This window comes from Variovorax saccharolyticus, from assembly GCF_030316765.1.
GTDB lineage: Bacteria > Pseudomonadota > Gammaproteobacteria > Burkholderiales > Burkholderiaceae_C > Variovorax > Variovorax saccharolyticus.
Window position 1 is genome coordinate 405,406 of sequence record NZ_JASZYT010000007.1, and the last position, 13,245, is coordinate 418,650.

Genomic DNA, 13,245 nt, shown 5'->3' on the forward strand with positions numbered 1-13,245 from the left:
CGGCAGCGGCGGGCGGCCGCCGGGCGTCAGCCGCGCATGCGCCAGAGTACCGGCGCGATCACGGTGGCCCAACGGACCACGCGGCGCGGGCCGAGCACCGCGATCACCGCGGCGGTGGCGACACCGGTAGCCACCGGATGCTCGCGCGCGATGCGCAAGGCAGTGGCCGTGGCGCTCTCGTTCGCGACCGGTGCTTCGCCGACGCTCGCCGCAGCGGCTTCGAGCGTCGCGATGCGCTGCCGCTGGCGCTCGATGCGAGCCATCAGCTGCTCGCTGCTCAGCGTGACCGCGAGGTCGGGGAGGTCCTCGTCCTGGCGATGGGCGCCGAAGCGCTCATGGAACCACTCGAGGTCGCGCTCGAAAGTCTGACGCGCCGAAGCGAAGGCCGAGGACTTGCGCATCGTGCCCAGGAGCGTCAGCACGGCCGCGGCCCAGAGCCCGATCCAGAGCAGCGCCAGCACCCAGGCAGCCGTCGCCCGATGGGGCGTATCCCAGAAATGCACCACGATCGCGACCGACAGCAGCGCGATGGCGACAGTGGTCAGGCCGATCACCGCGACCGCCAGGCCGAGCATCATGCCCAGGCGCCTTTTTTCTTCGTCCCAGGCCAGCCTCAGCAGCTGGGCGCGGTCTTCGGCGGCCAACGCCCCTTCGCCGGCCAGGATGCGCAGGCGCCGCAGGCGCGACTTGAGGCCGAACAGGTCGCTGAGGCTCATCGCATCAGCTCCCCCGCACGGCGGCGGCCCGAATCAACGGCGCCCAAGCAGCAGGCCCACCAGCACGCCCACGGCCAGTGCGGCACCGGCGATCTGCCAAGGCTCGTCATGCGCGTAGGCATTGGCAGTATTGGCAGCTTCACGGGCCTTCTGCGCGGCCACCCGGCTCTTCTCCGCCGCGAGTTCGCGCGCGATCGCCAGCTTGCTGTCGATGCGCTGGCGCAGCGCCTTGATATGCGGTACGGAATCGAGATCCTTGCTGGCGAGCACGCCACGGACGTCGCTGGCGATGTCTTCGGCCACGGCGTTGGCCGCGGCTTCGAGGTTGGTGGAAGCAGTCATCGAAAAAGGTCCTCCTCAGTCCAGCCGGCACCGCGCCGGCGACACGGCGCCGACAAATTGGCGCGCCGTTCCATGGTACATGCCTGCGCGGCTCTATGACAGAAGATCACCCACGCGCCGGGCGATCGCGAGGCTGCTGGTCAGCCCCGGCGACTCGATGCCGAACAGATTGACCAGGCCCGCCACGCCGTGCTGCGCCGGCCCTTCGATCATGAAATCGGCCGCGGCCTGGCCGGGCTCCGAGATCTTGGGCCGGATGCCGGCATAGCCGGGCACCAGCGCATCGTCCGGCAGTGCCGGCCAGTACTTGCGAACCTCGGCGTAGAACCCGTCGCCGCGCGCCGGGTCGACGACCAGGTCGTCGGGCGCATCCACCCATTGCACGTCGGGGCCGAACTTGGCCTGCCCCCCGAGATCGAGCGTCAGGTGCACGCCCAGCCCGGCGGCTTCGGGCACCGGATAGATCAGGCGGCTGAAAGGCGCGCGGCCGGCGAGCGTGAAGTAGCTGCCCTTGGCGTACCAGGCGCCCGGCACCGATGCGGCAGGCAGTCCGTCGAACCGGCGCGCCAGCAGCGGCGCGGCCAGACCGGCTGCATTGACGACGCTGTTGCAGCGCAAGGCCGTGCCGTCCGCGGAATTCAGCACGATGCCGCCGGCACCGCATTCGGCGCCGACGACCGCCGATTTCAGCGCGACCACGCCGCCGGCATGCTCGAGGTCGCCCTGCAGGCTCAGCATCAGCGCATGGCTGTCGACGATGCCGGTGCTCGGCGAATGCAGCGCGGCCAAGCATTCGAGCTGCGGCTCCATCGCGAGCGCCTGCGCCCGGGTCAGAGGCACCAGATCGTCCACCCCGTTGGCCCGGGCCTTGGCCGCGATGGCCTCGAGTTGCCCGACCTGCGCCTGGCTGGTGGCGACGATCAGCTTGCCGCAGCGCCGGTGCGGCAGCGCGCGCTCTTCGGCGTACGCATAGAGGCGCCGCTTGCCCTCGACGCACAACTGCGCCTTGAGGGACCCTTGGGGATAGTAGATGCCGGCGTGGATGACTTCGCTGTTGCGCGAACTGGTGCCGGTGCCGATCGCGCCTTCGGACTCGAGCACGATGACCTCGCGCCCTTGCAGCGCGAGCGCGCGTGCCACTGCCAGACCCACCACGCCGGCGCCGATGACGGCGCAATCGAATTCGTCCATGGCCCGAGCTTAGCGCTCCGGACGCACTTCGCCCGTTGCCGCGCGCGGCACGAAAAAGAAGGCAAGTGAATGGTGGGCGGTGGAGGCTTCGAACCTCCGACCCCAGCAGTGTGAATGCTGTGCTCTACCCCTGAGCTAACCGCCCCTGGCGCGCGGCGCCTGGATGAATCCCAAGCTGCGCACCGTCTGGATGTCCGCGCTGTGTTGCGCGAAGCCTCAGATTATGCCACAGCTTTTTGGTCCGCCTGGCGAAAAAGCGTGCGCCCGTTGCTCGACTTGTCGAGCTGCACCAGGACTTCCTCGTGGGCCGAGAGTTCGTGCTCGGTCGCGACCAGCACCGGCAGCTCGAAGGCGCTCACGTCGATCGACACCACCGTTCCGTGCTCGGGCTCGTTCGACGCGATGTCGATCAGGAGCGCATCCTGCCCGCGCGTCAGGTTGATGTAGACATCGGCCAGCAGTTGCGCGTCGAGCTTGGCGCCGTGGAAGGTGCGGTTCGAGCGGTCGACGCCGAAGCGGTCGCACAGCGCATCGAGCGAATTGCGCTTGCCCGGGTAGACCGCCTTGGCCATCGCAAGCGTGTCGGTCACCTCGCCGACGAAGCTGGCGAGCGGCGGCAGGCCGGCGAGCTCGAACTCCTTGTTGAGGAAGCCGACGTCGAAGGCCGCGTTGTGGATGATCAGTTCGGCATCGCGCAGATAGTCGACGATGTCCTTTGCGAGCGTCGCGAACTTCGGCTTGTCGCGCAGGAAGTCGGTGGTCAGCCCGTGCACCTTGAGCGCATCCTCGTGGCTCTCGCGCTCGGGGTTGAAGTAGATGTGCAGGTCGTTGCCGGTGAGCTTGCGGTTGAACAGCTCCACGCATCCGAGCTCGATCACGCGGTCGCCGTTCTCTGCCGACAGGCCGGTGGTCTCGGTGTCGAGGACGATCAGTCGGCTCATCAGTGGTTCTCTTTGGCGTGGTTGATCGAGTACTTCGGGATCTCGACCGTCAGGTCGGCCTGCGCGAGGATCGCCTGGCAGCTCAGCCTCGACTGCGGCTCCAGGCCCCAGGCGCGGTCGAGCAGGTCTTCCTCGCCCTCCTCCGCCTCGTTGAGCGACTCGATGCCCTTGCGGACGATGACATGGCAGGTGGTGCAGGCACAGCTCATCTCGCAGGCGTGCTCGATGTTGATGTGGTTCTCGAGCATGGCCTCGCAGACCGAGGTGCCGGCCGCCGCCGTGATCTCGGCGCCTTGCGGACAGTACTCGGGATGGGGAAGGATCTTGATCGTGGGCATGTTCTAGAGAGATTCGATCTGTCGGCCGGCGAGCGCGCGCGCGATCCCGGCATTCATCCGCGCAGCTGCGAAGGCTTCGGTGCCGTCAGCCAGGGCCTTGGTGGCGGCCTCGACGACCGCAGCATCTTCGGCCGAGCGCGCGCTGCGCAGCGCGGCCATGAGTTGTTCGATGACGGCGTGCTCTTCGGCCGACAGCAGCGACGCATCGGCATCCAGCGCGCTTTGCGTCGCCATCAGCATGCGATCGGCATCGACCCGCGCCTCGACCAGTGCGCGGGCCTGCATGTCCTGCTGCGCGGTCGAGAAGCTGTCCTGCAGCATCGCGGCGATCTGCTCGTCGGAGAGCCCGTACGAGGGCTTGACCGTGACGCTCGCCTCGACGCCGCTGCCCTGCTCTTTCGCGCTCACGCTGAGCAGGCCGTCGGCGTCGACGGTGAAGGTGACGCGGATGCGCGCAGCACCGGCGGCCATCGGCGGAATTCCGCGCAGCTCGAAGCGCGCCAGGCTGCGGCAGTCGGCGACCAGGTCGCGCTCGCCCTGCACCACGTGCAGCGCCAGCGCGGTCTGGCCGTCCTTGTAGGTGGTGAAGTCCTGGGCCATCGCGGTCGGGATGGTCTGGTTGCGCGGCACGATCCGCTCGACCAGCCCGCCCATGGTCTCGATGCCGAGCGACAGCGGAATCACGTCGAGCAGCAGCAGGTCGTCGGCACCGCCGTTGCCAGCCAGTTGATTGGCCTGGATCGCGGCGCCGAGCGCCACCACCTGGTCCGGGTCGAGATTGGTCAGGGGCTCGCGGCCGAGGCAATCGGCCACGGCGTGGCGGATCTGCGGCATGCGCGTGGCACCGCCGACCAGCACGATCCCCTGCAACTCGCCGGGAGCCAGCTTGGCGTCGCGCAGCACGCGCCGCACGGCCGTGATCGTGCGCGCGGTCAGCGCGGCCGTCGCGGCCTCGAACTGCTCGCGGCGGACCTCCAGCTGCAGGGCCTCGCCCGACAGGGTGGCGCCGAAAGTCGCCGATTCGGCCTCCGACAGCGCCTCCTTGGCGGCCCGGGCGGCCACCAGCAGGGCCGACCGGTCGGCGTCGCTGTGCGCCTTGAGCCCGCGCTGCAGAAGCACGAACTCGACCAGCGCATGGTCGTAGTCGTCGCCGCCCAGCGCCGAATCACCGCCCGTGGCGATGACTTCGAACACGCCCTGCGTCAAGCGCAGGATCGAGATGTCGAAGGTGCCGCCACCGAGGTCGTAGACCGCATAGACGCCTTCGCTGGCGTTGTCCAGGCCGTAGGCGATCGCCGCGGCCGTCGGCTCGCTGATGAGGCGCAGCACGTGGAGGCCGGCCAACTGAGCCGCATCCTTCGTGGCCTGCCGCTGGCCTTCGTCGAAGTACGCGGGAACCGTGATGACGGCACCGTGGAGTTCGTCGTCGAAGGTGTCCTCGGCGCGGTAGCGCAGGGTCGCCAGGATCTCGGCGCTGACTTCGATCGGCGATTTCTCGCCGGCCGCAGTCTGAACCTTGACCATGCCGTCATCGCCCGTCAGGTGGTAGGCCATCGCATCGCGGTTCGCGATGTCCGACAGGCCGCGGCCCATCAGCCGCTTGACCGAGGTGACAACGTTGGACGGATCGACGGTCCGCGCGGCCAGCGCGTCATGGCCGATTTGGCGGCGCTCGGCGTCGAGGTAGCGCACGGCCGACGGCAGCAACACGCGGCCCTCGGCGTCGGGCAGGCATTCGGCGACGCCGTTGCGCACCGCGGCCACCAGCGAGTGGGTGGTTCCCAGGTCGATGCCGACGGCGATGCGGCGCTGGTGCGGATCGGGCGCCTGGCCCGGTTCAGAAATCTGGAGCAATGCCATCAGGCCTCCTCGAGGTGATGGACGTGGGGTTGAATCATCCCGCTATTGTCCCCATTGATCGGCCTTGGCCTCGATGTCCTCGGCAAAACGCTCGATGAACATGAGGGCTCTCACTTGCCGGGCGGCTTCGGGGTAGTCGCCCTTCTCGTCGATCAGCCAGTCGAGCGTGGACAGTGCCCGCGCACGCCCGGCCTCGACCTCGGCGCGCAGGCTGTCGAGCGCCGCGGCATCGGCGGCGTCGTCGAGTTCCTCGCGCCAGGCCATCTGCTGCATCAGGAACTCGGGCGGCATCGCGGTATTGGTATGGGCCTGGATGCCCGCGCCATGAAGCTCGCACAGGTAGGTGGCGCGCTTGATCGGGTTCTTGAGGCGCTGGTAGGCCTCGTTGATGCGAACCGACCACTGCATGGCGATGCGCTGCGCCGCGGGGCCCTGGGCGGCAAAGCGGTCAGGGTGGGCCTCGCGCTGCAGTTCCTTCCAGCGGGCGTCGAGCGCGGCGCGATCCTGGGCGAAGGTGGCCGGCACGGCGAACAGCTCGAAATCGGTGTCGTTCAGGTTCATGACATCAAAAAGCCGCCATAGCGGCGGCTCGCTCGGGGGCCGGGCAGGCTCAGATCCGGAAGCTCTCGCCGCAGCCGCAACGGTCGCGTTCGTTCGGGTTGTTGAACTTGAAGCCCTCGTTGAGGCCCTCGCGCACGAAGTCGAGTTGCGTGCCGTCGATGTAGGCCAGGCTCTTCGGGTCGACCAGCACCTTGACGCCATGGTCCTCGAACACCACGTCCTCGGGCGCGAACTCGTCCACGTACTCGAGCTTGTAGGCCAGGCCCGAGCAGCCCGTGGTCTTGACGCCCAGCCGAACGCCCACGCCCTTGCCTCGTTTGCCGAGGTAGCGGGTGACGTGGCGCGCGGCCGATTCGGTCAGAGTCACAGCCATGGTCAGTGAGTGCTTTCCGTCGCTGCGGCAGCCACGCCGTGCTTGGCCTTGTAGTCGCTGACCGCCGCCTTGATCGCGTCTTCGGCCAGGATCGAGCAGTGGATCTTGACTGGCGGCAGGGCCAGTTCTTCGGCGATCTGTGCGTTCTTGAGGGCCGCCGCTTCGTCGAGCGTCTTGCCCTTGACCCATTCGGTCACGAGCGAGGACGAGGCGATCGCCGAGCCGCAGCCGTAGGTCTTGAAGCGCGCGTCTTCGATCACGCCGGTTTCGGGGTTGACCTTGATCTGCAGCTTCATGACGTCGCCGCAGGCCGGTGCGCCGACCATGCCGGTGCCCACCGAATCGTCGCCCTTTTCGAAGGAGCCGACGTTGCGGGGATTTTCGTAGTGGTCGATGACCTTGGATGAGTAAGCCATGGTGGGGTACCTCTTTGAGTTGTCAGTGGGCCGACCACTGGATCGTGCTGATGTCGATGCCGTCCTTGAACATCTCCCACAGGGGGCTGAGTTCGCGCAGCTTGGCGACGTTGTGCTTGATGGTCGAGATCGCGTAGTCGATTTCTTCTTCGGTCGTGAATCGGCCGATGGTCATGCGCAGGCTGCTGTGGGCCAGTTCGTCGCTGCGGCCGAGCGCGCGCAGCACATAGCTGGGCTCCAGGCTGGCCGAGGTGCAGGCCGAGCCGCTGGACACCGCCAAGCCCTTGATGCCCATGATCAGCGACTCGCCTTCGACGTAGTTGAAGCTGATGTTCAGGTTGTGCGGCACGCGGTGCTCGAGATTGCCGTTGATGAAGACCTGCTCGACGTCCTTCAGGCCGTCGAGCAGCCGCTTCTGCAGCGCCGCGGCCTTGGCGATGTCTTCCTTCATCTCGAGCTTGGCCAGGCGGAAGGCCTCGCCCATGCCGACGATCTGGTGCGTCGGCAGGGTGCCCGAGCGCATGCCGCGCTCGTGGCCGCCGCCGTGCATCTGGGCCTCGAGCCGCACGCGCGGCTTGCGGCGCACGTACAGCGCGCCGATGCCCTTCGGGCCGTAGGTCTTGTGCGAGGCCAGGCTCATGAGGTCGATCGGCAGCGTCTTGACGTCGATCTCGACCTTGCCCGTGGCTTGTGCCGCGTCGACGTGGAAGATCACGCCCTTCTCGCGGCAGATGTTGCCGAGCGCGACCACGTCCTGGACCACGCCGATCTCGTTGTTGACGAACATCACGCTGGCCAGGATGGTGTCAGGGCGGATCGCCGCCTTGAACACCTCGAGGTCGAGCAGGCCGTCTTCCTGGACGTCCAGGTAGCTCACTTCGAAGCCCTGGCGCTCGAGTTCGCGCATGGTGTCGAGCACCGCCTTGTGCTCGGTCTTGACCGTGATGAGATGCTTGCCCTTGCCCTTGTAGAAGTGCGCCGCGCCCTTCAGGGCCAGGTTGTTCGACTCGGTGGCGCCGGAGGTCCAGACGATCTCGCGCGGATCGGCGCCGATCAGGTCGGCCACTTCGCCGCGCGCCTTCTCGACCGCTTCCTCGGCCTCCCATCCCCACGCGTGACTGCGCGACGCCGGATTGCCGAAATGCTCGCGCAACCAGGGAATCATCGCGTCGACGACGCGCGGATCGACCGGCGTGGTGGCGCCGTAGTCGAGGTAGATGGGGAAATGGGGAGTGACGTCCATGGCTGGCTCAGGCTGGCGTGGGGTTGATCTTTGTTGGAGTGTTGCAACCGGGGCGCCCGAAGGCGCCGCCGGATCAGGATTTGGCGAAGGCGTTGCCCAGTGCGAAGACCGAGTTCGGCGCATTGACGCGGATCGGCTTGACCACCGGCTGCGCCGAGATCGCGCGCTTGACGGCCGGCTTGTTCTCGATCTGCACACCCTTGGCGATCTGGTCGTCGACCAGCTTCTGCAGCGTGACCGAGTCCAGGAACTCGACCATGCGCTGGTTCAGCGAGGCCCACAGCTCGTGGGTCATGCAGCGACCCGCTTCGCCGAGGCAGTTTTCCTTGCCGCCGCACTGGGTGGCGTCGATCGGCTCGTCGACCGAGACGATGATGTCCGCCACGGTGATGTCGGCCGCCTTGCGGCCGAGCGAATAGCCGCCGCCGGGGCCGCGCGTCGACTCGACCAGCTCGTGACGGCGCAATTTGCCGAACAGCTGCTCGAGATAGGACAGCGAAATCTGCTGCCGCTGGCTGATCGCGGCCAGCGTGACCGGACCGGTGTTCTGGCGCAGTGCCAGATCGATCATGGCCGTAACCGCAAAGCGGCCTTTGGTAGTGAGACGCATCGCAAGCTCCTTGAGTGCTTACCGTGGAAATGACACCGAACCTCAAGGGCTGCGGTGACGTCGTCTCCGCCCTGCACGACCCTCGCCCGGCTGGTGAACCAATCGGTTGGAGTCGCCCTTCATCGCGAAGTTCTTTTGTTCTTGAGTGTTTCGGTCAAGTATAGCAGAAGCCCCTCAGCTTTGCTGGGGTAAACCCGATTGCGCTGCAACGCACCTGGTCTGTCCCGCAAAGTCTCAGAGGGCGACGTTGTCGTGCCCGGACGCCCCGAAGGCCCGCTCCCGGAGCTCGGCCAACTGGTCGCGAACCCGGGCGGCCTTCTCGAATTCGAGGTTCCGGGCGTGCTCGAGCATGAGCTTTTCGAGCCGTTTGATCTCGCGCGCCACGTCCTTTTCGGACATGTCCTCGACCTTGGCGCGCTCGAGCTCGCGCTTGGCCGCCTCCTTGCCCGATTTCTCGCTGTAGACGCCGTCGATCAGGTCGCGCACCTCCTTCAGGATGCTGCGCGGCGTGATGCCGTGGGCTTCGTTGTGGGCGATCTGGCGGGCCCGGCGCCGCTCGGTCTCGTCGATCGCCTTCTTCATCGAGTCGGTCATGCGATCGGCGTAGAGGATCGCCTTGCCGTTCAGGTTGCGCGCCGCCCGGCCGATGGTCTGGATCAGCGAACGCTCGGCGCGCAGGAAGCCTTCCTTGTCGGCGTCCAGGATCGCCACCAGCGAGACCTCGGGGATGTCCAGGCCTTCGCGCAGCAGGTTGATGCCCACCAGCACGTCGAAGCTGCCCAGCCGCAGGTCGCGCAGGATCTCGACCCGCTCGACCGTGTCGATGTCGCTGTGCAGGTAGCGCACCTTGACGCCGTTGTCGCTCAGGTAGTCTGTGAGTTGCTCGGCCATGCGCTTGGTCAGCGTGGTGATCAGCACGCGCTCGTTCTTGTCGACCCGCAGCCGGATCTCCTGCAGCACGTCGTCGACCTGGTGGGTGGCGGGACGGATCTCGACCTCGGGATCGATCAGGCCGGTCGGCCGCACCAGCTGCTCGACCACGTTGCCGGCGTTGTCCTTCTCGTACTGCGCCGGCGTGGCCGAGACGAAGATGCACTGGCGCATCCGGGTCTCGAACTCCTCGAACTTGAGCGGCCGGTTGTCGAGCGCCGAGGGCAGCCGGAAGCCATACTCGACCAGCGTGGTCTTGCGGGCGCGGTCGCCGCTGTACATGCCGTTGAGCTGGCCGATCATCTGGTGGCTCTCGTCGAGGAACATCAGGGCGTCCTTCGGCAGGTAGTCGGTCAGCGTCGCCGGCGGCTCGCCGGGCGCGGCGCCCGAGAGATGCCGGGTGTAGTTCTCGATGCCCTTGCAGTGGCCGATCTCGGCCAGCATCTCGAGGTCGAAGCGGGTGCGCTGCTCGATGCGCTGCGCCTCGACCAGCTTGCCTTCGCCGACGAAGAACTTGAGCCGCTCGTCGAGTTCGAGCTTGATGGTCTCGACCGCGCTCAGCACCTTGTCGCGCGGCGTCACGTAGTGGCTCGACGGATAGACCGTGAAGCGCGGGATCTTCTGCCGGATGCGGCCAGTGAGCGGGTCGAACAGCTGCAGCGACTCGATCTCGTCGTCGAACAGCTCGATGCGGATCGCGAGTTCGCTGTGCTCGGCCGGGAAGACGTCGATGGTGTCGCCGCGCACCCGGAAGGTGCCGCGCGAGAAATCCTGCTCGTTGCGCGTGTACTGCATGCGGATCAGCCGCCCGATCACGTCGCGCTGACCGATCTTGTCGCCCTGGCGCATGATGAAGCGCATCTGCGTGTAGTCCTCGGGCGTGCCGATGCCGTAGATGGCGCTCACGGTCGCCACGATCACCGTGTCGCGCCGCTCCAGCACGCTCTTGGTGGCCGACAGCCGCATCTGCTCGATGTGCTCGTTGATCGAGCTGTCCTTCTCGATGAACAGGTCGCGCTGCGGCACGTAGGCCTCGGGCTGGTAGTAGTCGTAGTAGCTGACGAAATACTCGACCGCGTTCTTCGGGAAGAACTCGCGGAATTCGCTGTAGAGCTGCGCCGCCAGCGTCTTGTTGGGCGCAAAGACGATCGCCGGCCGGCCGAGCCGGGCGATCACGTTGGCCATCGTGAAGGTCTTGCCCGAGCCGGTGACGCCCAGCAGGGTCTGGAACACCTCGCCGTCCTGCACCCCCTCGACCAGGCCGGCAATGGCCTTGGGCTGGTCGCCGGCCGGCGGATAGGGCTGGAAAAGCTCGAACGGCGACCCCGGAAAGCTGACGAATTCGCCCTGCTTGTGCGGACCCACCGGGTCGGAGTGTTGCGGTTCGGGAATGACTTCTGAGGTTTCTGGCATGGCGTGGACGGCTGAAGCTGGTGGCGCGGCCGGTAAAATTCAAGCTAACCGGGCAGCGTAACGCAGGACCCGGCTTCACGTGAACCGATCATCCAAAGGACTTTCCATGTCAATGTTCACCGCCGTCGAGATGGCGCCTCGCGACCCGATCCTGGGCCTCAACGAGCAATATGCAGCCGACGGCAATCCGAAAAAGGTCAATCTCGGCGTGGGCGTGTACTACGACGACAACGGCAAGCTGCCGCTCCTGAAGTGCGTGCAGGCCGCGGAAGAAGACATGATGAAGGCGCCCAGCGCCCGCGGCTACCTGCCGATCGACGGCATCGCCGCCTATGACAACGCGGTCAAGGGCCTGGTCTTCGGCGCCGACAGCGAACCGGTGAAGTCCGGCCGCGTCGCCACCATCCAGGCCATCGGCGGCACCGGCGGCCTGAAGGTCGGCGCCGACTTCCTCAAGAAGCTGTCGCCCGGGGCCAAGGTGCTGATCAGCGACCCGAGCTGGGAAAACCACCGCGCGCTGTTCACCAACGCCGGCTTCACGGTCGAGAGCTACCCCTACTACGACGCCGCCAAGCGCGGCATCGACTTCGAAGGCATGCTGGCGGCGCTGAAGGCAGCGCCAGCGGGCACCATCGTCGTGCTGCATGCCTGCTGCCACAACCCGACCGGCTACGACATCACGCCGGCCCAGTGGGACCAGGTCATCGCCGCGGTCAAGGCCGGCGGCCTGACCCCCTTCCTCGACATGGCCTACCAGGGCTTCGGCCACGGCATCCAGGAAGACGGCGCGGTGATCGGCAAGTTCGTCCAGGCCGGCCTGACCTTCTTCGTCTCGACCTCCTTCTCGAAGAGCTTCAGCCTGTACGGCGAGCGCGTGGGCGCCCTGTCGGTGCTGTGCGAGAGCAAGGAAGAAGCGGCCCGCGTGCTGTCGCAGCTCAAGATCGCGATCCGCACCAACTACAGCAACCCGCCGATCCACGGCGGCGCGGTGGTGGCAGCCGTCCTCAACGACCCGGCACGGCGCGCCGTCTGGGAAGAAGAACTGGCCGAAATGCGCGTGCGCATCAAGGCCATGCGCCAGAAGCTGGTCGACGGCCTCAAGGCCGCCGGCGTGAAGCAGGACATGGGCTTCATCACCTCGCAGATCGGGATGTTCAGCTATTCGGGCCTCACCAAGGACCAGATGGTGCGCCTGCGCGAAGAGTTCGGCGTCTACGGTACCGACACCGGCCGGATGTGCGTGGCCGCGCTCAACAGCAAGAACATCGACTACGTTTGCGAGAGCATCGCCAAGGTTCTCTGAGCCCGGCAAGCCCGGCCCTGGCCGGCCGCTTCATCGAGGACGCGCTGCGCAACCCGCACAACCGCGCGCTCCTCGCCGGCCTGCCGGCGCTGGCGCTGCCCGACGCCTGGCTGGTGGCCGGCTGCCTGTTCCAGAGCGTCTGGAACCTGCAGGGCGGACGGCCGCCGGAGGCCGGCATCCGCGACTACGACCTGTTCTATTTCGATGCCAGCGACCTGTCGGCGGAAGCCGAGCGGCGGGTCGACGAGCGTGTCCGGCGGCATTTCTCGGGTCTGCCTGTCACCATCGAGACAAAGAATCAGGCCCGGGTCCACACCTGGTATGCCGAGTATTTCGGCGCCAGCTACGCCGCCTCGCTGTGCGCGCAGGACGGAATCGACCGCTTCCTGGTCGATTGCACCTGCGTCGGGCTGCAGCCTGGCGATGGCCTGCCGACGCTCTATGCGCCCTATGGGCTGCAGGCGCTGTACGAGGGGGTTCTGAGGCCCAATCCGCGCTGCCACCAACCGCGGCTCTATGCCGCCAAGGCGGCCGACTACCAGGCCCGCTGGCCCTGGCTCAGGGTGCTTGATTCGTTCGCCGTTCCGGCCTGAAACGGCGAGCGGAACGATGTCACGCAGAAGGCACTGAAGTGGGGCGCGCCCCCTACTTTGACGGGGAAGCTGCTGATATATTGCATCGCAACAACTTTCAGGCCCTCCGATGCTCTACCAACTCTACGAAGCCCAACGCTCCCTCATGGAGCCGTTCGCCGACTTCGCTCAGGCGGCCTCCAAACTCTACGGCCAGGGCGCCGCGCTCGGTCAGACGCCGATGGCCCAGCGCATGGCCGCCGGCTACGACCTCCTGTACCGGCTGGGCAAGGACTACGAGAAGCCCGAATTCGGCATCAAGACGGTCAAGGTCGACGGCCACGAGGTGGTGATCCACGAAAGCGTCGAGATCGAGAAGCCCTTTTGCCAACTGCGCCGCTTCAAGCGCTTCACCGACGAGCCCGACACCCTGCAG

Annotated in this window: 14 protein-coding genes, 1 tRNA gene and 1 pseudogene; 3 read left to right on the forward strand and 13 right to left on the reverse strand. The window is 66.9% G+C overall.

Annotated features, from left to right (window positions below; translation table 11 throughout):
* Positions 1–26: 26 nt before the first annotated feature.
* The 13 genes from QTI45_RS22655 to uvrB all read right to left on the reverse strand — a co-directional run bounded on the left by QTI45_RS22655 (position 27) and on the right by uvrB (position 10,934).
* Complete coding sequence (locus QTI45_RS22655; protein WP_286655972.1) at positions 27–716, reverse strand: phage holin family protein; 690 nt, start codon at positions 714–716, stop codon at positions 27–29.
* A gap of 33 nt (positions 717–749) precedes the next feature.
* Positions 750–1,058 carry a glycine zipper domain-containing protein gene (locus tag QTI45_RS22660; RefSeq protein ID WP_286368215.1) on the reverse strand — a complete coding sequence of 103 codons (309 nt, stop codon included), beginning with the start codon at positions 1,056–1,058 and terminating at the stop codon, positions 750–752.
* 93 nt (positions 1,059–1,151) lie between these two features.
* The gene (locus tag QTI45_RS22665; protein WP_286655973.1) at positions 1,152–2,249 is read right to left on the reverse strand and encodes an NAD(P)/FAD-dependent oxidoreductase; all 1,098 of its coding nucleotides are present in this window, start codon (positions 2,247–2,249) and stop codon (positions 1,152–1,154) included.
* Between the two features lie 70 nt (positions 2,250–2,319).
* A tRNA-Val gene (locus QTI45_RS22670) sits at positions 2,320–2,394 on the reverse strand.
* Between the two features lie 76 nt (positions 2,395–2,470).
* Positions 2,471–3,190, reverse strand: a complete 720-nt coding sequence (dnaQ, locus tag QTI45_RS22675; protein ID WP_286655974.1) for a DNA polymerase III subunit epsilon — start codon at positions 3,188–3,190, stop codon at positions 2,471–2,473.
* Complete coding sequence (gene fdx, locus QTI45_RS22680) at positions 3,190–3,528, reverse strand: ISC system 2Fe-2S type ferredoxin (protein WP_286368286.1); 339 nt, start codon at positions 3,526–3,528, stop codon at positions 3,190–3,192. The genes dnaQ and fdx overlap by 1 nt, the downstream gene beginning before the upstream one ends.
* Before the next feature lie 3 nt (positions 3,529–3,531).
* Positions 3,532–5,388, reverse strand: a complete 1,857-nt coding sequence (gene hscA / locus QTI45_RS22685; RefSeq protein ID WP_286655975.1) for a Fe-S protein assembly chaperone HscA — start codon at positions 5,386–5,388, stop codon at positions 3,532–3,534.
* 42 nt (positions 5,389–5,430) lie between these two features.
* Positions 5,431–5,949, reverse strand: a complete 519-nt coding sequence (gene hscB / locus QTI45_RS22690; protein WP_286655976.1) for a Fe-S protein assembly co-chaperone HscB — start codon at positions 5,947–5,949, stop codon at positions 5,431–5,433.
* Positions 5,950–5,998: 49 nt separating this feature from the next.
* A complete protein-coding gene (gene iscA / locus QTI45_RS22695) occupies positions 5,999–6,322 on the reverse strand; it encodes an iron-sulfur cluster assembly protein IscA (RefSeq protein ID WP_286368289.1) in 324 nt (107 codons plus the stop codon).
* Between the two features lie 2 nt (positions 6,323–6,324).
* The gene (gene iscU / locus QTI45_RS22700) at positions 6,325–6,738 is read right to left on the reverse strand and encodes a Fe-S cluster assembly scaffold IscU (RefSeq protein ID WP_286368290.1); all 414 of its coding nucleotides are present in this window, start codon (positions 6,736–6,738) and stop codon (positions 6,325–6,327) included.
* Positions 6,739–6,760: 22 nt separating this feature from the next.
* Positions 6,761–7,981 (reverse strand): IscS subfamily cysteine desulfurase, encoded by a 1,221-nt coding sequence (locus tag QTI45_RS22705; RefSeq protein WP_286655977.1) that lies wholly within the window; start codon positions 7,979–7,981, stop codon positions 6,761–6,763.
* A gap of 73 nt (positions 7,982–8,054) precedes the next feature.
* Entirely contained in the window at positions 8,055–8,591 is a 537-nt protein-coding gene (gene iscR, locus QTI45_RS22710) for a Fe-S cluster assembly transcriptional regulator IscR (protein WP_158720462.1), read from the reverse strand.
* A 234-nt stretch (positions 8,592–8,825) separates the two neighbouring features.
* Entirely contained in the window at positions 8,826–10,934 is a 2,109-nt protein-coding gene (gene uvrB / locus QTI45_RS22715) for an excinuclease ABC subunit UvrB (protein ID WP_286655978.1), read from the reverse strand.
* Between the two features lie 106 nt (positions 10,935–11,040).
* On the opposite strand from uvrB, the gene QTI45_RS22720 reads away from it, so the two are divergent.
* The 3 genes and pseudogenes from QTI45_RS22720 to QTI45_RS22730 all read left to right on the forward strand — a co-directional run.
* Positions 11,041–12,237: an amino acid aminotransferase gene (locus tag QTI45_RS22720; RefSeq protein ID WP_286655979.1), complete on the forward strand. Its 1,197-nt coding sequence runs from the start codon at positions 11,041–11,043 to the stop codon at positions 12,235–12,237.
* The gene (locus QTI45_RS22725; protein ID WP_286655980.1) at positions 12,210–12,830 is read left to right on the forward strand and encodes a nucleotidyltransferase family protein; all 621 of its coding nucleotides are present in this window, start codon (positions 12,210–12,212) and stop codon (positions 12,828–12,830) included. The genes QTI45_RS22720 and QTI45_RS22725 overlap by 28 nt, the downstream gene beginning before the upstream one ends.
* Before the next feature lie 109 nt (positions 12,831–12,939).
* Positions 12,940–13,245, forward strand: a pseudogene (locus QTI45_RS22730) (polyhydroxyalkanoate depolymerase); the annotation flags it as partial.